The sequence below is a fragment of the Allofournierella massiliensis genome, from assembly GCF_004345265.1.
Taxonomy (GTDB): Bacteria; Bacillota; Clostridia; order Oscillospirales; family Ruminococcaceae; genus Allofournierella; species Allofournierella massiliensis.
Genome location: NZ_SLUM01000034.1, coordinates 14126 through 33772 on the forward strand (window position 1 = coordinate 14126; position 19647 = coordinate 33772).

The 19647-nt window shown below is 57.8% G+C and carries 16 protein-coding genes; 10 read left to right on the forward strand and 6 right to left on the reverse strand.

All coding sequences use genetic code 11. The annotated features are described in order from the left end of the window. Window positions 1-2 precede the first annotated feature (2 nt). From EDD77_RS15655 to EDD77_RS15680, 6 genes are all read left to right on the forward strand, one after another. Window positions 3-1106: an SGNH/GDSL hydrolase family protein gene (locus EDD77_RS15655; RefSeq protein WP_058963311.1), complete on the forward strand. Its 1104-nt coding sequence runs from the start codon at window positions 3-5 to the stop codon at window positions 1104-1106. Window positions 1107-1161: 55 nt separating this feature from the next. Continuing rightward, on the forward strand, window positions 1162-2883 hold the full coding sequence (locus tag EDD77_RS15660; protein ID WP_058963310.1) for a sensor histidine kinase: 1722 nt from the start codon (window positions 1162-1164) through the stop codon (window positions 2881-2883). After that, on the forward strand, window positions 2870-4501 hold the full coding sequence (locus tag EDD77_RS15665; RefSeq protein WP_058963309.1) for a response regulator transcription factor: 1632 nt from the start codon (window positions 2870-2872) through the stop codon (window positions 4499-4501). The genes EDD77_RS15660 and EDD77_RS15665 overlap by 14 nt, the downstream gene beginning before the upstream one ends. Then, window positions 4494-4934 (forward strand): DUF3237 family protein, encoded by a 441-nt coding sequence (locus EDD77_RS15670; RefSeq protein WP_172733334.1) that lies wholly within the window; start codon window positions 4494-4496, stop codon window positions 4932-4934. Before EDD77_RS15665 ends, EDD77_RS15670 begins: the two co-directional genes overlap by 8 nt. A gap of 169 nt (window positions 4935-5103) precedes the next feature. Then, the gene (locus EDD77_RS15675; protein ID WP_058963307.1) at window positions 5104-5574 is read left to right on the forward strand and encodes a hypothetical protein; all 471 of its coding nucleotides are present in this window, start codon (window positions 5104-5106) and stop codon (window positions 5572-5574) included. Next, window positions 5571-5783: a hypothetical protein gene (locus EDD77_RS15680; RefSeq protein ID WP_058963306.1), complete on the forward strand. Its 213-nt coding sequence runs from the start codon at window positions 5571-5573 to the stop codon at window positions 5781-5783. The genes EDD77_RS15675 and EDD77_RS15680 overlap by 4 nt, the downstream gene beginning before the upstream one ends. A gap of 104 nt (window positions 5784-5887) precedes the next feature. Here the strand turns inward: EDD77_RS15680 and EDD77_RS15685 are convergent, their stop codons facing one another. The 3 genes from EDD77_RS15685 to EDD77_RS15695 are packed head-to-tail and all read right to left on the reverse strand — an operon-like array spanning window position 5888 to window position 8661. Then, entirely contained in the window at window positions 5888-6838 is a 951-nt protein-coding gene (locus EDD77_RS15685) for a carbohydrate kinase family protein (RefSeq protein WP_058963305.1), read from the reverse strand. An 11-nt stretch (window positions 6839-6849) separates the two neighbouring features. Next, window positions 6850-7641, reverse strand: a complete 792-nt coding sequence (locus EDD77_RS15690) for a hypothetical protein (protein ID WP_058963304.1) — start codon at window positions 7639-7641, stop codon at window positions 6850-6852. A gap of 15 nt (window positions 7642-7656) precedes the next feature. Beyond that, on the reverse strand, window positions 7657-8661 hold the full coding sequence (locus tag EDD77_RS15695) for a LacI family DNA-binding transcriptional regulator (protein WP_058963303.1): 1005 nt from the start codon (window positions 8659-8661) through the stop codon (window positions 7657-7659). A 288-nt stretch (window positions 8662-8949) separates the two neighbouring features. On the opposite strand from EDD77_RS15695, the gene EDD77_RS15700 reads away from it, so the two are divergent. The 4 genes from EDD77_RS15700 to EDD77_RS15715 all read left to right on the forward strand — a co-directional run bounded on the left by EDD77_RS15700 (window position 8950) and on the right by EDD77_RS15715 (window position 14098). Then, a complete protein-coding gene (locus EDD77_RS15700; protein WP_058963302.1) occupies window positions 8950-9918 on the forward strand; it encodes an ABC transporter permease in 969 nt (322 codons plus the stop codon). Between the two features lie 15 nt (window positions 9919-9933). Beyond that, window positions 9934-10848 carry a carbohydrate ABC transporter permease gene (locus tag EDD77_RS15705; protein WP_058963301.1) on the forward strand — a complete coding sequence of 305 codons (915 nt, stop codon included), beginning with the start codon at window positions 9934-9936 and terminating at the stop codon, window positions 10846-10848. Between the two features lie 67 nt (window positions 10849-10915). After that, window positions 10916-12589: a type 2 periplasmic-binding domain-containing protein gene (locus EDD77_RS15710; protein WP_058963300.1), complete on the forward strand. Its 1674-nt coding sequence runs from the start codon at window positions 10916-10918 to the stop codon at window positions 12587-12589. Window positions 12590-12625: 36 nt separating this feature from the next. Then, the gene (locus EDD77_RS15715) at window positions 12626-14098 is read left to right on the forward strand and encodes a glycoside hydrolase family 32 protein (protein WP_058963299.1); all 1473 of its coding nucleotides are present in this window, start codon (window positions 12626-12628) and stop codon (window positions 14096-14098) included. Between the two features lie 66 nt (window positions 14099-14164). Here the strand turns inward: EDD77_RS15715 and EDD77_RS15720 are convergent, their stop codons facing one another. The 3 genes from EDD77_RS15720 to EDD77_RS15730 form a co-directional block, all read right to left on the reverse strand. Further along, on the reverse strand, window positions 14165-15517 hold the full coding sequence (locus tag EDD77_RS15720; RefSeq protein WP_058963298.1) for a diguanylate cyclase domain-containing protein: 1353 nt from the start codon (window positions 15515-15517) through the stop codon (window positions 14165-14167). After that, on the reverse strand, window positions 15517-18603 hold the full coding sequence (locus tag EDD77_RS15725; RefSeq protein ID WP_058963297.1) for an EAL domain-containing protein: 3087 nt from the start codon (window positions 18601-18603) through the stop codon (window positions 15517-15519). The genes EDD77_RS15720 and EDD77_RS15725 overlap by 1 nt, the downstream gene beginning before the upstream one ends. Before the next feature lie 156 nt (window positions 18604-18759). Continuing rightward, window positions 18760-19647 (reverse strand): transposase (locus EDD77_RS15730; protein WP_172733335.1); only part of this gene is annotated, 888 nt, incomplete at its 5' end.

The following is a 19647-nucleotide window of genomic DNA, read 5'->3' on the forward strand; positions in this document are numbered from 1 at the left end:
CGATGCGTTATATTCCCTGGTCGGAGCTGCGCGCCTGGGTGAAAACCCACGGGCGATGCTGGGAGCAGCCGGAAATGCTGCATTTCAACTGGAGCTGCTGCGGCGTTTCGCTGCGGGTGCGGGCCACCCTGGTGGTGGCGGATTTTTGCGCCGCATGCGGAGATGAATGGGATGGAATTCCCGATCAGCCGGGCGTGCGCAAGCGGCAGAACTGGCCTTGGGCGGCAGTATTCCGCGCCGGCGAAGAAACCCCGGATCGCCGGTTTCAAATTACTGAAACCCAGCACAGCCAGCTGCTGTTTGCGGCGCAGCAGACCGATGCGCAAACGCTGCACGTCGTCAAACTCACCGAAAATGCAAAAACCCGACTGGCGCTGCGGGGCATCTGGCTGGAGGGTGAGCTGGAACAGCTGCCGGAGGAGCCGCCGAAAAAACGGATTGAGCTGGTGGGTGATTCCATCACCTGTGGATTCGGCAACCTGACGGATATGCGGGATCGCTTTTTCTATGATGCGGATGAGGATGCCTGGCAGGCACACGGTCCGCTGGCCGCCCGCAAACTGGGCATGGATTGGCGGATGATCAGCATCTCCGGCATCTGTCTGGCACGTCGGGGAAGCCTGCCCATGGACTACGCCATGGAGGATCTGTACCGCTATACCGACTATCCCGGCCAGACGGCCGAGGGCCTGCAGCCGCAGCTGTGGGACTTTGCCGCAGCTCCGGCGGACTATGTGGTGATCAATCTGGGCACCAACGATTCCACTGCCGCCGCTTTTGAGGGGGTGCCGTCCCCCACAAGCGAGAGCTTTGAGCAGGACTATCTGCGCTTTCTCGGAATGGTACGGGCCTGCAACGGCCCTCGCACCCACATTATCTGTGCGTTGGGCAGCATGGATCATTATTTCTTTGATTCCATCTGCCGTGCCGTGAAGAAGCATTGCGAAGAGACAGGCGATTTCAATGTGTCCTGCCTGAAATATCTCCGAATGAGCCCGGCGGACGGGTTTGGTGCCTGCGGGCATCCGAGCGCTGCAACCCATCGGAAGATGGCAGAGGAGCTCTGTCAGCATATTGCGCGGCTGGAGGCCGGCTCCTCTTGCTGAATTCAGGAGATTTCGGTAGAATGATAGAATATCAACTGGAATGCGGAGACGGGAAATGAAAAAAGGTTCATTGATCCGACAGCTGGCGATCATGCTTACCGCGCAGATCCTGCTGCTGATTGTGGTGTTGCTGCTGGTTATTGCATATACCATCCACAATGCACGGGTGGAAAAGGAGAAGATGCTGTCCAATCTTCTGACCGTGTACGGGAAGAATCTGGAAAACAGGATCCAGCGGGCGGACGGCATTCTGGAAAACATTACGCTGAACCAGAGCACCGAGTTGGATCTGATCACCAGTGACAAGGAAAGCGAACGCTATTACGCCAGGGTGGAGCTGTTTGAATCCATGCGGGCTGCCACCACCAATGATGACACGGTGGAAATTCTGTTGGTGGCGGAAAACCGGTATTACAGTGCATTGATGACCCAGAATTCCACGCTGGGGGTGCAGCAGAAGGAACGTCTTCAGGAGTTTGCGCTCCGTCTGCTGGAGCCGAACCAGCAGGCAAATCGCTGGAGATTCGCCCGGATTGGCGATACCATTTATCTGTACCGGGCCTATTGCTGGAATCATCGGGTAATTGCGGCGTTTATCTCGGTGCAGGAATTCTGGAAAACCGATGTGAACGCGGAGTATGAGGATCTGACCTGGCTTCTGACCGATCCGAGCGGGTATCTGTGGGCCATGCAGGGGGAGGAGCTGCCGCTTAAGCTGGGCTGTACCATAAAGGAAGAACCCGTGGGAGCCTACCTGCAGGACGGAATCCCTCTGGCAGACGGCGCCATCCGGCTGTATTGCTGCACCAAGACCGATTTTGTGTGGGATGCGCTTCAGGGCAATATGATCGGGTTGATTCTGATCCTTTTGGTCACCATTACCTTTGCGCTGATTCTGGTGCGGTATATCTATCTGCAAATTCTTTCCCCCATGGGACAGATGGTATGCGTGCTGCAGCAGATTGACCCGCAGGAGCAGGATCTGAGCCTGCATATTCCCTGCAAAAACAGAGAATTCTCCATCCTGCAGGATGCCTTCAATACGCTGATGCAGGAAAACATCGGCCTGCGTTTTCGCAGCTACGAGCGGCAGATTGAGGTGCGCAATGCTGAACTGCGGGCCATCCGGCTGCAGCTCAAACCGCATTTCTTTCTGAATGCTATCACCACTATTTCCAGTTTGAGTATGCAGGGGAAGAATTTGGAGATTCGCCAGTATATTGATGTATTATCCAAGAATATCCGATACATGTTCAAATCCGGTATGCGCACGGTGCCACTGAGTGAGGAGCTGCAGAACATTGAGGCCTATTTCGAAATGCAGGAGCTGAAATATCCCGGTACGGTGTTCTACTGTATTCAGGCGCAGCCGCAGACACAACAGTGGCCCATCCCCCACATGCTGATCCATACTGTGGTGGAGAATGTTTATAAATATGCGGTGACGGTGGGTGGTGACATCTGTACGGTGCTGATCAGCGCACGGCTGGAGCAGCACGGCGGGCAGGAAACAATGCTGTGCATCGAGATTGAAGATGATGGCCCGGGCTATCCAGAAGAGTTTCTGGAACGGATCCGGAAGCAGGAAAACAGCGATCTTCTTCGGGAGGGCAAGCACGTTGGCCTGCAAAGTCTTGCCAAGATGCTGGAGCTGATGTATGGCCGAACAGATCTTATGGAGCTGGAAAATCTGGAGCCGCACGGTGCCCATAGCCGTTTCTGGATCCCGCAGGTGGCAATAATAAAGGATGAGGTGGCAACCGATGCAGTGGAATAAACCGGAAAAAGGCGGTACAACGCTGTGTGTGCTGATTGTGGATGATGATCAGCCCACCGTAGATGCCATTGCTTCCGCGGTACACTGGGCAGAGCTGGGGATCGGAACGGTACTTCGGGCATACAACATCGACCAGGCAAAACAGATTATTACAACCCGCACGGTGGATCTGATCATCAGTGACATCGAAATGCCCAAAGGCAGTGGTTTGGATCTGCTTCACTGGTATCGACAGTCCGGCGGGGAGAACGAGTTTATTCTGCTGACCTGCCACGAGAATTTTTCCTATGCATCCAAGGCACTGCATGACCGGGCCACAGAATATCTGCTCAAGCCGTTTTCAGTGGAGGTAATGGAAGTTGCGCTGCGACGGATCGTTCTGCGCAAAAGCGAGCAGGATCAGTTGCGCCGGGAAAACCGCCGGAAAATGCAGGCCGTGTTCTGGAATGATCTGTTGGAAGGCCATTATGAGGGGAATCCGGGCCGTATGCAGAAGGCCATGCAGGAGCATTTTATTGAGGATGCTGTCTCACGAAAGTATCAGCTGGTGGTTAGCCGCATCACGGATCTGGATCGGGATCTGGAACGGTTTGGCCGGGAGCTGCTGCTGTTTGCGCTGGAAAACATTCATGCAGAGATCCTGTCCGGCCAGCTGGAGCCGGACTATGTATTCAGCCGGATGCAACGGGACTGTCTGGTGCTGATCACCATCTGCCCCGAACAGGAAGCCAGACGAATCGAAGAGCAGTGCCAAAGGCTGATTCTGAGCTATCAACGGGTGATGCAGGGCGTGATGACCTGCTGCATCAGCCAGCCGTGTACGCCGGATCAGTTCTGCCGGGCCTGGCGGGAAGCGTTTGATCAGATCGAAAACAATGTGGCCAAATATGGCAGCTGGTTTCACGCTGCTACGAAGGCCGAACAGGCATCCACGATGCAGGTGCATCTGGATCTGAAACGCCTCAAAACCATGCTGGCCGAGCAGGACAAAAAGCAGATTCTGGAGTATCTGAAGGCTCGTATGGAGGAGCGCCTGCACACCGGAACTCTGACCGAGACCTCGCTGCATCAGATGCAGACGGAGCTGACGCAGGCGGTGCATGCCTATCTGGCGCTGGATGATATTCAGATTTCCATTCTGCAGCAGGGTGGTTCGCTGGCAGATCTGGAGCAGAAAGCGTCCCAATCCATGCTGGATTTCGTACGCTGGGCCAGCTTCCTGCTCACCACGGCCTTCGGCAAAAAGCAGGAGCTGGAACAGCAGCAGACTCTGTCGCAAAAGGTGCAGCGGTATATCAGGGCACATTTTTCCGAGCCCATCGACCGGAACAGCATTGCGGCGGCCATGTATCTGTCTCCGGAGCATCTGGGAAAGATGTATAAAAAAGAGACGGGAACGAGTATTAAAGATTACCTGACAGAGTATCGACTGCAGAAGGCCCGGGAACTTTTGAAAAAGCCCGGGATCCGGATCAGTGACGCTGCACTGGCGGTGGGGTTTGACAATTTTACCTATTTTTCAACCATGTTCAAAAAGCAGACGGGCCTGACGCCCAATGAGTATCGCAAGCAGATGCATTCGCCGGAAAAGATGGAAGGGGAGGAGCGCATTGACTGAATTGCTGAAGATCCGGATTCGCATTCTTCAGATGCAGGAGGTGTGTAACGGAAATTCAATCGCCCGGATGATCCTGTTCGACGGCGATGCGGATTCCCGCTTTTTCAAAGGGCGGGTTCTGCCCGGCGGAGTGGATACACAGACGGAATCCAGCGGAAGGCTGACGCTTTCCGCACGCTATATGCTGGAGGGAGTTGACGGTACCGGAGCACCCTGCAGAATTTTTGTGGAAAATTCCGCCCTGTTGATGGCACCGGGACCGGAGCCGATTCATACCACGCCCACGGTGATCACCGACAGTCCGACGCTCGCCCCGCTCTTTGCGGGAAAGCTGCAGGGGCTGGTGGAACCGATCCCGAAAAGCGAGGAGCTGATGGTGCGCATCTGGTTCTGCGAAGAACAGGATGAAAATAAGAACGGACAAACCGATTGAATAAACCTGCAAAAGAGCCTTTTCCAACATTGGAAAGGGCTCTTTTTTGCGTTGATGCAGGCAAAATGATAACTATTTACGAAATCGTCACGCCATTGACAAGATGAATTCAAGGCGATATTATGGGAGGCAGCAGGGAACAAAATGGAAAGCGGATGGAGGGGATAAAATGTTTCATTATTCGATTCTGATTCAATTCATGAAAGGCGATGCCCCTGCCATGGATCAGCACATGGAAGTAATCGGGCGAGCTGTGGACTACTACAACGCTCATTCCAGAATGGCGTTGAATCCAAAGGAAATTGTTTCGTACCGCCTGAAGGACAGCCGGACGCTGGAGGTGGTACTGAACAGCAAAAACGAGCTTCAGGAGGCTACGGCGTCCAAAGCGCTCCGGCTGTTCAGTCAGTATCTGGCGGCGGAAACGACCCCCGGGAACCTGAGTGCATTTGTTACAAACAAGCGGTTGTTCAAAATGCAGTCCAGTCGGAGGGATGAAACTCCTGCTCAAACAGATTCCCGGACGAAAACGGCTGAGGAAATGGAGTTTGCCTGCCTGGATAACGGGGAAAAACTGGATCGAATTTACGAGATGTTGTGTGAAATTCTGGAGAATCAGAAAAGGGGAAAGATGCAATGAGTAAGATATGGCTCAGTCGCCTTGCACAGATTCAGACGACCATTCGCGGTTTCAAGGCCGGAAACGTGTTTTATCTGCGGGACTGCATCTCCTGCCCGCAGGCGCTGTGGGGGCGATGGTTCCGCGAGATGGTTGACCGGGGCGCCATTCCCGGCGTTGTGTACTATGGCAAGGACACGTATGGCGTGAATCTTTATCAGAGAGTGTAAGAGCGCTCTGACCAAAATACGAAAAAGTGAAACCCGGCCCCGCATCATCTTATACCGATGATGCGGGGCCGGGTTTTTCAGTATACAGGGAAAAAGGAAAACCGTTACAGGATTGCACACACCTGCTCCTCCGGCACCACGCTGGTGATGCCGCCGTGGGTCTGGGTGGAGAGAGAGGCTGCACAGCAGGCAAAGCGGGTCACGGCGCGCATTTCCTCCACGGTCAGCTCTTCGGGGGCCTTGTTCAGCCGCAAAAACTGGCTCATGGCGCTGCCGCCGAAGATGTCGCCGGCGCCGGTGGTATCCACCACATGCAGGCCCTTGGGGGAATCCACCTGACCGCAGCCCTGCCGGTTGGCGAAATGGCAGCCCTTGGGGCCCAGGGTGGCGTAAACCAGCTTGACGCCGTATTCCCGCAGAAGTTTCTGAGCACCCTCCTCGGGGCTCAGGCCCCACAGAAACTCAATTTCCTCGTCGCTGATTTTCACGATGTCCGCCTGGTGCAGGCCCCATTCGATCTGCTCTTTGGCTGCATCCTCACTGAGCCACAGGGGTTTGCGCAGGTTGGGGTCGAAGCTGACCAGTTTGCCCTGCTCTTTCGCAAAGGCCACAGCGGCCTGGGTGGCAGAGCGGGCGGGTTCGTCGGTGAGGCTCAGGGTACCGAAATGGAACACCCGGCATTCCTCGATCAGAGATCGGTTAATCTCGTCGGTGCGCAGGCAGGTATCCGCGCCGGGCTTGCGGGCAAAGCTGAAGGACCGGTTGCCGGTGCCGTCCAGCGTCACGAAGGCCATGGTGGTGAAGGCACAGGCGTCCGCGATGATGCCCCGGGTGCCGATGCCCAGAGAATCCAGTGTGCCGATGAGCAGCCGGCCGAAGGCATCGTCGCCCACCTTGCCGATCAGGGCAGTGGAGCAGCCATACTGCTGCAGCGCCGCCAGGAAATTGCCCGGCGCACCGCCGGGCTGTGCCTTCAGGGTGGGATAACCGGCATCGTCGGTGGAGACGGGGGCAAAGTCAATCAGCAGTTCCCCCAAAGCAACAACATCTTTCATAGAAACCTCCCTTATTCCTCATACCGCGGCGCCTGCTCCGGAAACGCCCGGGCGATGGAATCCTCAATGGAGAATGCCTCGTCCAGCGGCCGGTACAGCAGGAACAGAGCGGCAAACAGATCAAACCAGACGCCCACAAAGGGCAGCAGCAAAAGTGTCCAGGGGGCGAACAGCACCATCAGCAGCCACCAGACCAGCTGCAGCAGGGCCACGCCCAGTGTGAGCCAGAAGTGCCGGATGGTGAACAGCAGCGCATTGCGCAACCGCACCGAAGCCCGCTGATCGAACAGCACCAGCTGGGGCCAGTACAGGGTGGACAGCACCAGAAATACCAGCCAGCTGAACAGGAACAGAGCGACGGTGCCTGTCGAGGGAGCAGCGAGCCCCCAGCCGAAGAAAAGCATGCCAGTGAAGGCGGAGCTGCCCAGAAACAGGCCGGTCAAGGCCCCCGGAAGCAGCGATGCCCGGGCGTTCTGGGCAAAACTGCGCCGGTAATTTTTGGCCCAGGAGCCGGGTGCATCCCGCAAAGCGCGGAGTACGGTGTCGTACAGGCAGGCCAGGAAGGGCCCGGCGATGGCGCCGCCCACCAGCGCGGCGGGAACCAGCACCAGCACACTGCTGCTGAGGATGGCCCAGGCTATCCCGGCGGTCAGGGGCAGGCAGCCCAGAATGGTGGCGAAACCGGTGAGGGCGAACCGCTTCCAGCAGCGGCCCAATACGTCCTGATACCGGTCGATGCCCACCAGGCGACCCCGTTCATCCCGCTGGGGTTCACCCATCTGAAACGGACGAAACAGATTCATGTGCCCCTCCTTTGCTCAGGTTTCGGGTATCGAGTCCCGGGTGGTGCCGCCGGGCTGATAGCGCACCGGCAGGCAGACCAGGGGCGGAAGCCCGGTAAAGTCGGTGGAAAGCACCATGCTCACTGCGGTTTCCGCCAGATCCGGAACCGGTTGCACGATGGTGGAACAGATATAGTCCTTGTCGCCGAACATGCGCACGCCGTCGAAGCCGATGATCTGCACGTCCTCGGGCACCCGAAGACCCAGCGAGCGGACCATGCGTGCGGCCTGCCAGGCCATCAGATCGGTGCCGCAGAACAGCCCGTCCAGCGGGGTGTCGGTTTCCAGCAGGTTGTGGCGCAGGAATACCTCAAAGGCGGAAAGGGGCGAGCCGTCCGGCAGATTGCACATCTCGAAGGGGATACCGGCCTCCATGCAGCCGCTGACGAAGCCGTCCTTGCGCTTGCTGGGCTCGTTGGTCAGGGAAGAGCCGGTGCGCAGGCAGGCCACCCGGCGGCAGCCCAGTTCGGCCAGCTTTTGGGCGGCCAGCTGACCGCCGCCGAAGTTATCGGAGGCCACGCAGGGCACCGAAACACTGAAAAAGCGGTCGATGGTCACAAAGGGGATCCCCTCGGGGATTTTCAGGGTGGGGTTGTAGGTCAGGGCGATGATGCCGTCCACCCGGTTGTGTACCACCATGCTCACAAATTCCTGTTCCCGGTCCCGATCGTATTCGGTGAAGCAGAGCATCATTTTATAGCCGCGCTTTTCCAGCGCCACATTTACATGATGGGTCAGCAGGGCGAAAAACGGCGTGATGGTGTTGGGAATGATCAGTGCGATGGTACTGGTGCGATTGCTTTTGAGTGCCTTTGCGCTGGGGTTCACCTGATAGTTGAGCTTTTTCACCGCGGCCTCCACCTTCAGGCGATAGCTTTCGCCCACCGGAAGACCATTGATGACTTTGGACACAGTGCCCAGCGCCACGCCCGCTTCCCGGGCCACATCGCTCATGGTGGCGGTTTGGTTTGCTCCTTTCATAAATGGTTCACCTCGTATTTCTTGTTACCGTTATTATACTCCTGTTGCAAGGGGATGTAAATAGATTTCATGAAATTATTAGCATAATTTCACGGATTTCACCGATTTGTTCACGGTAAAAACAACCAATTCAGCGGATTTTATCTTGTGCAATCCGCTAAATTGCAAAAAAGCGGTGGAAATTCCATTGACAATCCTGCTCACGGGTGGTATTTTGATTTCACGAGGAGCGTGAAACGATTCACGAAAAAGGAGTTCACGACGATTGGCGTTAAGGAGGAATCAGCTATGAACAAGTTGCGCGCCGCGCCCAAGGCCGCTGAGCCCAGGGCTGCCGCAGTTTACGGCGATGCGGTCGTACACCGCAAGCCGCTCAAGCAGCGCATCACAGAAAACTGGCAGTTGTATCTGCTGCTGCTCATTCCGGTGGTCGTTACCATTGTTTATAAATACGGCCCCATGTACGGCATCCAGATCGCGTTCCGTGATTTCAAGGCAAGCCGGGGCATCACCGGCAGCGAATGGGTGGGCCTGGAATGGTTTGTGGAATTCTTCACCTCGCCCAACTGCTGGCGGATGATCAAGAATACCGTTCTGCTCAGCCTTTACAGTCTGCTGTGGAGCTTCCCGGTGCCCATCCTTCTGGCTCTGGCACTCAACCAGCTGCGGTTTCACAAGCTCAAACGGGTGGTGCAGACGGTGCTGTATGCGCCCCACTTCATCTCCACCATGATTATCTGCGGCATGCTCCGCATCTTCCTGAGCCCCACCGGCGGTCTGATCAACCTGCTGCTGGGCACCAGCATCGACTTTCTGAACCAGAGCACCATGTTCCGCACCATTTACGTTGCCAGCGGCATCTGGCAGGAGGCCGGCTGGGGAACCATCATCTATCTGGCCACCCTGTCCAGTGTGGATCCGGCGCTGTATGAGGCGGCCAAGGTGGACGGTGCCTCGGTGTTCCAGCGGATTCTGCACATCGACCTGCCGGCGCTGGTGCCCATGGCGGTGCTGCAGCTGATCCTCAGCGCTTCCAATCTGATGAACATCGGCTTTGAAAAGGTGTTCCTGCTGCAGACCGATCTGAACAAGGCCACCAGCGACATCATTGCCGTGTATGTGTACGAACAGGGTATTCAGCATGCGGAATACAGCTATTCCACCGCCATCGGACTGTTCAACACGGCGGTGAACATCGTTTTGCTGATCATCGTGAGCCGCATCGCCAAAAAGGCAAGCGACGTGCAGTTTGTATAAAGGAGGGAGAACGCCATGTTCGCAAAAACCAAGCATCCGGGCAAAAAGCCGGGCGGCCTTTCCGATCGTGCCAGCGACGTGGTTCTGGTGGTGCTGTGCGTCGCCATTCTGCTGGTGGTTGCCTACCCGCTGTATTACATTCTGGTGGCCTCAGTGTCCGATCCCTACGACGTTTACGCCGGCAAGACCTTCCTGCTGCCCAGCCAGTTCACGCTGGACGGCTATGCCGCGGTCTTTTCCGACGACAGCATTCTGGTGGGCTACTGGAACAGCATCAAATACACCGTGGCGGGCACCATCTTCTCGGTGGTGATGATCTACATCACCGCTTACCCGCTGTCCAACCCGGATCTGCCCGGGCGCAAGTTCTTTAATATCTTCTTCGTGATCACCATGTATTTCGGCGGCGGCCTGATCCCCACCTACCTGATCGTAAAGGACACCGGCCTTCTGAATACCATCTGGGCCATGTTCCTGCCCGGTGGCGTGGCGGTGTCCAATATGATCATCGCCCGCAACTATTTTGAAACCAGCATTCCCCGGGAACTGAAGGAAGCCGCCGAGATCGACGGTGCCTCCAAGCTGCGGCTGTTCATCAATGTGATCATCCCGCTGTCCCGCCCGATCATGGCGGTGATGGTGGTATTCAGCATGGTGGCCTACTGGAACGACTGGTTCACCGCCCTGATTTACATGACCGGCGAGGGCCGGGCCCCGCTGCCCCTGGTGCTGCGCAATATCCTGATTGCCAGCGAGACCTCCGCCAGCCAGGCCAGCATGATCTCCGGCGGCTATGCGGAACTGAACAAGCTCACCGAGATGATCAAATTCGCCTCCATTATCGTGGCGGCCGCTCCCATGCTGATTATCTATCCCTTTGTTCAGAAGTACTTTGAGCAGGGCTTTCTGGCCGGCGCAGTGAAGGGTTGATTCCCTCACTGCGGCCTGGCATTGGGCCCGTGGCTTTGAAACAATACAATGAAAAGGAGACGCACTTATGAATACGACTGTCAAACGCATCGGCGCTGCCATTGCAGTGCTGGGCATCACCGCCAGCCTGGTGGGCTGCGGCGGCAGCAAGGCGCCCACTGTGGAGCCCGGCACCGTCAATCCCAACACCGAGCAGACCTCCTTCAACATTATCAGCGGCATTTCCGCACTGTCCGGCGGATATGATTCCAACGAGGTGCTGAACACCATGGCCGAGAACGCCGGCATCAGCATCACCTGGGACACCATGAGCGATTCGCTGACCGAGCAGGTGAACATCCGCATCGCCGGCGGCGATCTGCCCGACGCCTTCAACGCGGTGGGCTTTTCCAACTACGAGCTGACCAACTACGGTCAGGACGGCACACTGATCGACCTGACCCCCTACATCACCGAGGAATACATGCCCAACCTGACCAAAATCCTGGAGGAGCACCCGGACATCCGGGCGGCCATCACCATGGACGATGGCTGCATCTACGGCCTGCCTGCCGGCGAGCAGATGGGTACCGCGGGCATCGGCAAGGAAGAGGATTACAACATCTACACCATTCCCCAGTATTCCATGATCAACAAAGCGTGGCTGGATCAGCTGGGCCTGGAGGTTCCCACCACGCTGGATGAGCTGCACGATGTGCTGGTGGCCTTCAAGGAGAACGACATGAGTGCCACCTATTACGGCAACGATGCGGGCTCCACCATTCCCATGTCCTTCGGCATCGACCAGTGGTGCTGGGGTCAGAACATCTTCTATGCCGGCTTCGGCTTCACCAACTGGACCAACGACATCTGCGCCGACCTGCTGCTGCAGCCGGACGGTACCGTGAACTTTGTGAGCGACGACGACAACTATCGCGCCGCGCTGGAATACTTCCACAACTGGTTCAGCGAGGGCCTGATCGATCAGGAGGCCTTCAGCCAGACCGATACCCAGTACATGGCCAAATGCTCCCAGGGTCAGGTTGGCGTTGCCACCTGGTGGTACATTGAGGAGCTGATGGGCGACCATGCCTCCGACTATGTGTTCCTGCCTGTGCTGGCCGGCCCGGATGGAACCAGCAACGTGACCGTGCGTGACGGCGGCGGCATCAACTCCGGCAACCTGAGCATCACCTCCGCCTGCGAGAGCCCCATTAATCTGCTGAAATTCTACGACCAGTGGTATGCCCCCGAGAATGTGATGCAGCTGCAGTATGGCCCCATCGGCACCTACTTCACCGAGCAGGACGAGAACGGCCTGTGGAAGAGCATCACCGACGAGGAAGCCAAGGCCAAATTCGGCAAGAGTGCCGGTGAGGTGAAGGGCGAGTACGAGGCCTACGGCCCCAAGCTGATTTTGTCCGACTACTACGCCACCACCTTTGAGATGGAGCCCCGCGCCGTGGAGCGCCTGACCGATCTGTACGATTACTGGATGCCCTTTGTGAAGGACACCACCGCTTACCCCATCGACTGCGTTTACACCCAGGACGAGCTGGACACCATCGACAAGTGGCGGGTGGACTTTGAAAACTTCGTGGCAGAGCAGGAGGCAACCTGGCTGCGCGACGGCGGCATCACCGATGAGACCTGGAATGCCTACAAGGAGAACCTGAACCGCTACGGTATGCAGGATCTGCTGGAGACCTACCAGGCGGCGTATGATCGCTATACTGAGACCATGAGCGAAAACGCTGCGTAACCAACGACTATTTCCGGAAAGAGAGGTTCTTCCCCCATGCCGTGTTCTGCGACCAAACTGGAAGAAGCCCGCGCCTATGAACGCCGGGAGGGATCGGCGATTCCCGCCCAGGATCGCCCGGCATTCCATCTGACCCCCTGGGTTGGCTGGATGAATGACCCCAACGGGTTCTGCTATTATCAGGGCGCGTATCACATGTTTTATCAATATTACCCCTACGACACGGTTTGGGGGCCCATGCACTGGGGCCACGCCGTAAGCACCGACCTGCTGCACTGGGAACACCGGCCCTGCGCCATGGCGCCGGACACCGACGCTGACGCAAAGGGCTGCTTTTCCGGCACTGCCACCCCCACACCGGACGGCCGTCTGCTGCTGCTGTACACCGGCGTGCAGGACGACGGAAAGGGCGGCACAAAGCAGCTGCAATGCCTGGCCGAGGGAGACGGCAACGACTTTGTGAAGGATGCCGCCAATCCGGTCATCGGTGAAAGCCTGCTGCCCGAGGGGGCCAGCTGTGTGGATTTCCGCGACCCGAAGATCTGGTATGAGGACGGAGTCTACCACTGTGTGGTCTCCACCCGCGACGACAGGGAGCAGGGCCGTATCCTGCTGTATGAAAGCCCGGACGCCCGCCGCTGGACGTACCGCACCACGCTGGATGTCTGCCGCAACGAATACGGCAAAATGTGGGAATGCCCGGACTTCTTTGCGCTGGATGACCGGCAGCTGCTGCTGGTCAGCCCGCAGGAGATGGAGGGCACCCCCGATGGCGAGTTCCATGCGGGCTTCGGCACCGTGGCACTGCTGGGCCGTTACGACAAAGAGCGGGCGGCGTTTACCCGCGAGAGCGTGCAGCCCATCGATTACGGCACCGACTTTTACGCGCCGCAGACCACCCTCACGCCGGATGGCCGGCGGGTGATGGTGGCCTGGATGCAAAACTGGGCCACCGTGAACGAAGCGCCCCGCAACCACCGGTGGTTTAACTGCATGACCATGGCCCGGGAACTGTTTATCCGGGATGGCCGGCTGTGCCAGCGCCCGGTGCGGGAGATCGAGGCCATGTGGAAAAACACGGTTCACCGCAAGGAAACGCTGGATGGCAGCACCTCGTATGCGGGTGTGGCCGGACGCAGGCTGGATCTGACCATCCGGCTGGATGCCGCCGCAAGCCCGGAGTGCCGCCGCTTTATCTTGCGTTTCGCACAGAATGATCGCCATTTTACCAGTGTGGAGTGGAGCAGCGCGTACAATGAGCTGGTGTTCGACCGCAGCTGCTGCGGCAGCCGGAGAGATATTCCCCATCAGCGCCGCATCAAGGCTGCTCCGCAAAACGGTGTGCTGACTTTGCGCCTTGTGCTGGATGGAGATTGTGCCGAGCTGTTTGTGAACGACGGCGAGCGAACCATCAGTGCGCTGCTGGATACCCCGGCGGATGCACAGGGCATCTCGCTGCACAGCGAGGGCGCGGCGGTTTTGGAACTGACGAGCCACGAGCTGGCATAAAGAAACAGAAAAAAGGCCCCCGGGCCGCAGGAAATCACCTGCGGCCCGGGGGCCTTTTCGTTGATTTTACAGGGGCAGGATGCGCACGGAGCCCTTTCCCTCTTTTTTCACTTCATAGAGCACCTTGTCCGCCATGCGGTACAGCTCGGCGAATTCCCGGGGCATCTGCCCGTGAACGCCGCCGATGGAAAGGGAGGAGCAGGCCCGGGGCCAGTTCTTCTGAGCCAGTGCCTGATAATTCTGCACAAGGCTTTTCAGCTTGTATTCCAGCACACCTACCTCCCGGGGTGCCGCGAAAAACACCCCGAACTCATCGCCGCCCAGCCGGAACAGGGTGTCGGTGCGGCGGAAGGTATGGGTGAGCAGGCCGGCGAATTCATACAGCGCCCGGTCACCCTGCTGGTGGCCGTAGCGATCGTTCACCTGCTTGAAGTTGTCCAGATCCATGATCACGAACAGATAACCACCGCTGGTGTGCATGGCGGTTTCGATCCGGGTCTGGGCTGCCTTGCGGTTGAACAGCCCGGTGAGCGGGTCTTTGTCCGCGGCCTTTTCCAGATCCTTCTTGGCGGACACCTGCTCCGAGATGTCCACCAGTACGCTGATGATGGCTTCGCGCCCGTTGTCCGCGATGGTTTTGCGGCCGATGTCGTGAACCCACATGTCGGAGCCGTCCCGCCGTTTCATGCGGTACTGCACCTCGTACTGATCGCCTTTGGTCAGGGCCTGATGCACCAGCATGGTCACGAAGTCCCGATCGTCCGGATGGATGCTGTTGATCACCAGCCCCTGAATGGCCCGGTCGAACTCCTCATAGCTGGAGTAGCCTGCCATCTGGAGCATCCGGTCGTTGGCCACATACAGCGGGAAGCCCTCCTCCACATAGCCGCCCACAACCCCGCCGGGCATGAGCTGCACCAGAATTTCGGTGAGCTCCCGCTGGGTCTTGCGGTTGATCTGCTCGGTGCCCTGGAACACAAAGGAAAGGGGAAAGAATTCCCCGTCCTCCTGGGTATGACTTGCTTCCGAGGCGTGCATGGTGTCGATGAACCAGCGCTCATCCTCCACATGGAAGCCGGCGGTGAGCCGGATCCGGTAGGTCACATGCACATGGCGTTCGGGCTGCTCCAGCCCCACCAGCAGATCGCAAAAGCAGTCCCAGCAGGTGTCGGCCCGCCGGTGGGAGGTGAAATTTTCGATCGCGCAGCTCATCGGCCAGGGCAGCGCCCGCAGTTCCTCCAGAAGCAGATGGCGGAACTGGGCCTTGTCCAACGCGACCTCGCCCTCGCCGGTGCCCACGCTGAGAAACCGGGGCGAAAGCAGGGCCAGAGTGGCTTCGGCGTCCCGCTGCCGGAAATACCGGCTGCAAAACTCATCCAGCCAGCAAAAAACGTCTTCTGCCCGTACCGTTGCGTGCATTATCGTGCATCTCCCTTCGCGAACCGATCCGTTCCGCGGGAAGCAAGCGCGTAGACATCCTCCAGTTCCATGGGCCGGTAGTGATAGTAGCCCTGGATCATGTCGCAGCCGGATTCCCGGATCAGTTTATTCTGTGTTTCGGTTTCCACGCCTTCCATACATACCTTTTTGCCGAAGCGATGGCAGGCGTACACAATGCTGGAAATAAAGTTCATCTTGTCCTCGGACGCGGCCATCTCGCTCAGCAGCGACCGGTCCAGCTTGATGATGCTGGAAGGGTACCGCAGCAGCATCCGCAGCGAGGAGTATCCGCTGCCGAAATCGTCCAGCGCGATCTCGATGCCCATCTCCCGGCAGTCGTCCACAAAGCGGAGCAGATTTTCCGGCTGTTCGTCCATGCAGCTTTCGGTCATTTCCGCTACCAGGCTGCGGCCGCTCACCCGGTATTTTTCCAGGGTAGTGCGCATGAAGGCGGTGAACTGCTCATCGGCCAGCTGCTGCAGGCTCACGTTGAAGGTGAGGTAGAAGTCCGGCACGCAGGCCACCAGCCGCATGCAGGTGCAGGCCACCTGCTCGAACACCCAGCGGCCCGCCAGCTGGATCAGGTTGTCCTTTTCCAGCATGGGGATGAACAGCGCGGGGGAAACGTCTGTGCCCTGGAAACTCCAGCGCAGCAGGGCTTCGCCGCCCACGATTGCACCGGTTTCGGCCGAGACCACCGGCTGCACCACGATGCGGAAGTTTTCCATGCCCCGCAGCACATCCCGGTTCAGCGCCAGCGCAATGTTGGAAAGTTCCCGGATCTTTTTGCGGTTCTCCAGCGAGTCCTCCACAAAGGGCTGACGGGAATCGTGACGGGCCACCTTGATCAGAGAAACCATGTCCTCCGCAAAATCCGAGGGAGACAGCGAGTCTCTGGGGCATTCCATCAGGGCGAAGGAGCAGGGCTGATGAACCGAGAGCCCGGCAGTGCGGTAGCCGGCCTCCACGATCTCGCGGATCTGACGCACCAGCTCCTGCCGGCTTTCGTGGCAGTCCGGTTCCACCAGCGCCATGCAGCGCATTCCTTCCAGCCGGTAGAAGGACATCTTGCCCATCAGGTTTTTCATCAGCTCATCGGCAATGTTGCTCACCAGATGATCGCTGTAGGTGCGGCCGCGGGCGTTGTTCAGCTCGGTGATGCTGTTCAGGCTGAAGCCGATGGCCAGGCATTTCTGGTGGTTCTGGCTCAGCTTCTCCATCCGGCTGAAGGTGGCGGTGGCCCGGGGGAAATTGGTCACCGGATCCACCACGAAGTCGTCGTCCTGATGGGTGACGCGGCCGGAGAAGAACAGCGGCCGCGTTTTGTCCTCGTTCCATTTCATCAGGCCGAAGCAGCGGATCCAGATGGTTTTTCCCCGTGCGTTGCGGATCTGATAGCGCAGGTCGTGTACGGTGCGCTTTTCCCGCAGCATCTCCTGCAGCTGACGCCAGTACATTTCCTGATACTGAGGGCTGGGGATGCGGTTGGCCCACTCCTTCAACAGGCCGGGCACCACGTTGCTGGGAAAACCGAACTCATCCCGCATGTTATCGGAAATGTAGAACAGGTCCTTCTCCATATCGCCAAAATAGAAATAGCCCACCGTATTCTGCTGGGAAATGGAGCGGAACAGAAATTCCATATCGTGATAGGTGGAGGCCAGAAAATGATAGAACAGACTGCTTTTTTCCGGCGAAGAGGCATCCGGTCCGCGGTCGCTTTTGCGGCGATCCACCCCGGGAATGGATCGGTTGGCCCGGTAATAGTCCCGTTTATCCTGATACATCACCCGGTCGGCCTGACAGATCAGATCGTCCAGGTCAAAGGGCGGCCGGTCAGACCAGGCGCAGCCGATGGCGATGTGGTGTTCATCCTGCTGAACACGCCGGCGCAGCGCCTGCACATTCTCCTCAAAAATCTCCCGGGGCGTATCCCGGAACACGGCCACGAATTCGTCTCCGCCGGAGCGATAGATGCAGGGCGTGTGCAGGGCTTCCTGCAAAAGGCGGGCACAGTGGCGAATCAGCCGGTCGCCCGCATCGTGACCCACCGAGTCGTTGGTCTGTTTGAGGGCGGTGATGTCGCAGTAAACGACGCCCAGCTGCTTCAGTCCGTCGCAGCGTGTGCTTTGCGCAAACATGGCGTTGCGATTGTAAAGCCCGGTGAGCGGATCCCGGTAGCTCAGGGTATGCAGCCGCCGGAGCAGATCCCGCCGGCTGAGAAGCGACGCCACAAACCGGCCCAGCACGTTGATGATGGGCACCAGCATGCCCATCATCTCCCGGCTGGGGTTGTCTACCCCGAGGAAGCCCACCACTTTGCCCTCAATGCACACCGGCCCCGCTGCCAGTGTATCCACATTCTGGGGCTTGAGCAGCGCATACACCAGCGGATACTGAAGACGGATGTCTTCCAGGTTCCGGATCAGGATCACCTCATTGCGGGAAAAAACCAGCATCCACCAGTCGATGCTGGAAAGGGGAACCTTCTGCAGGATATCCTTCTGGGGCTCCACGCCCGGAGCGCACCACTCGTAGGTGTTGTCCACCCGCTCGTCGGCGTCGATCTCGAACACGTAGGCCCGGTCGCACTCGAAGGTGCGGCCCAGATAGGCCAGCAGTAACTCCAGCGCGTCGTTGGGATTGGTGGTGGAAAACATCTGCCGCATGCACTCGTTCAGAATGGTCTCGCTGCGGGCGTAGTAGTAAGGTGTTTTGCACAGCACCTCCGCATCCACATCCACCGCAATCTCGATGCGGTATTTCCGGCCATTGTCCTCCAGCAGGCTGTCCTTGATCAGATAGCGCTTATTGAACACCGGGTTTTTGTGGATCCAGGAGAGAAACTGCCCCGCCTTCAGCTGGTTGTCATTGCAGAAGGCGCAGGGCCGGTCGGTGCCCTGAAGTACCTCATAGCATCGCTTTTTTGTGTAGTCCTCCGCCGGGCCACAGTTCAGCGATTCCCGCAGCCGCCGGTTCATGTACACCAGCTGGTGGGTTTCCAGATCTGAAATATAGACGAACTCGTCCATCTCCTCAAAAAAGCTCCGCAAGTGCTCCATCATCAATGTACTCGGCTCCCCCCGGCCCATTGGACCATCTGTCTCGGCGGCTGTATCTGTCTGGGGCCGCCGGACCCCCTTCTTTTGATTATAACAAAAAATGTACCCGGCTGTGAAGGCCGGGTACATTCCAGCCTGTAGAAAAACCTGCTTTGGCAATCAGGCCAGAGCAGGTTTTCTGTTTGAAAACAAGAAGACAGGTGGAAAAAGCAGTGAAATGTCAGGCGCATTTTCGCGCAATCTGGACCGTTTGCCGCCATCCGGTGCCGGATGGCGGCCATTCCATTTCCAGGTGGCCAGCTTTTTCAGATTCATGGCAGCAAATTTAAGCTTCACCCAGTTTGTCACCTGGGCCAAGCCTCTGTACTGGGTGTAACGCATGCCGTGCTTTTCTTTCGCATCGGCAAATACACGCTCGATCTTCTCTTTTCGCAGCCGGTACAGTTCTTTGTACACCGGCATATACCGGACATGCTCCGCCATCTCCACATAGTCCTGCCAGATATGGCGCATCACCGTTTTCTCGCACCTGGAGCTTTCGGTGCATATCCCTCTGGTAGGACAGCTTTTGCAAAGATAAGCCCGGCTTTTGTATTCCCGGTAGCCCTCCCGGTTTGTGGTGGAATAATGCAGCGCACGGTACTCCGGGCAGATCACATCATCAAAGTACTCGTCATACACATACATCCACCAGGGATGGCCGTTCTCTTTGGTCTTGGGACGGGTATAGCAAGTGGAAAGAACGCGGCCGCTCCCGAAGATCCTTTTGCAGATCCAGGGTGTTTTGTAGGCGCTGTCCGCCACCACGGTTTTGTGCTCGGGGTAGTTTCTGCACACTTCATCATACAAAGGATCAAAGGCTACGCTGTCGTGGACATTGCCGGGAGTGACGTAAACACCAAGAACAAAATTGTGCTTGTCGCAGGCCGTGTGCGCCTCGTAGGCAAAGCACTTTTTGTGTTCCCCCTTGTGGAACACGCCGCTTTCCGGGTCGGTGGTGGATACCACCGTTTCCTTCGTCTGCTTCTCCTGGGGCGGATTTTTGTC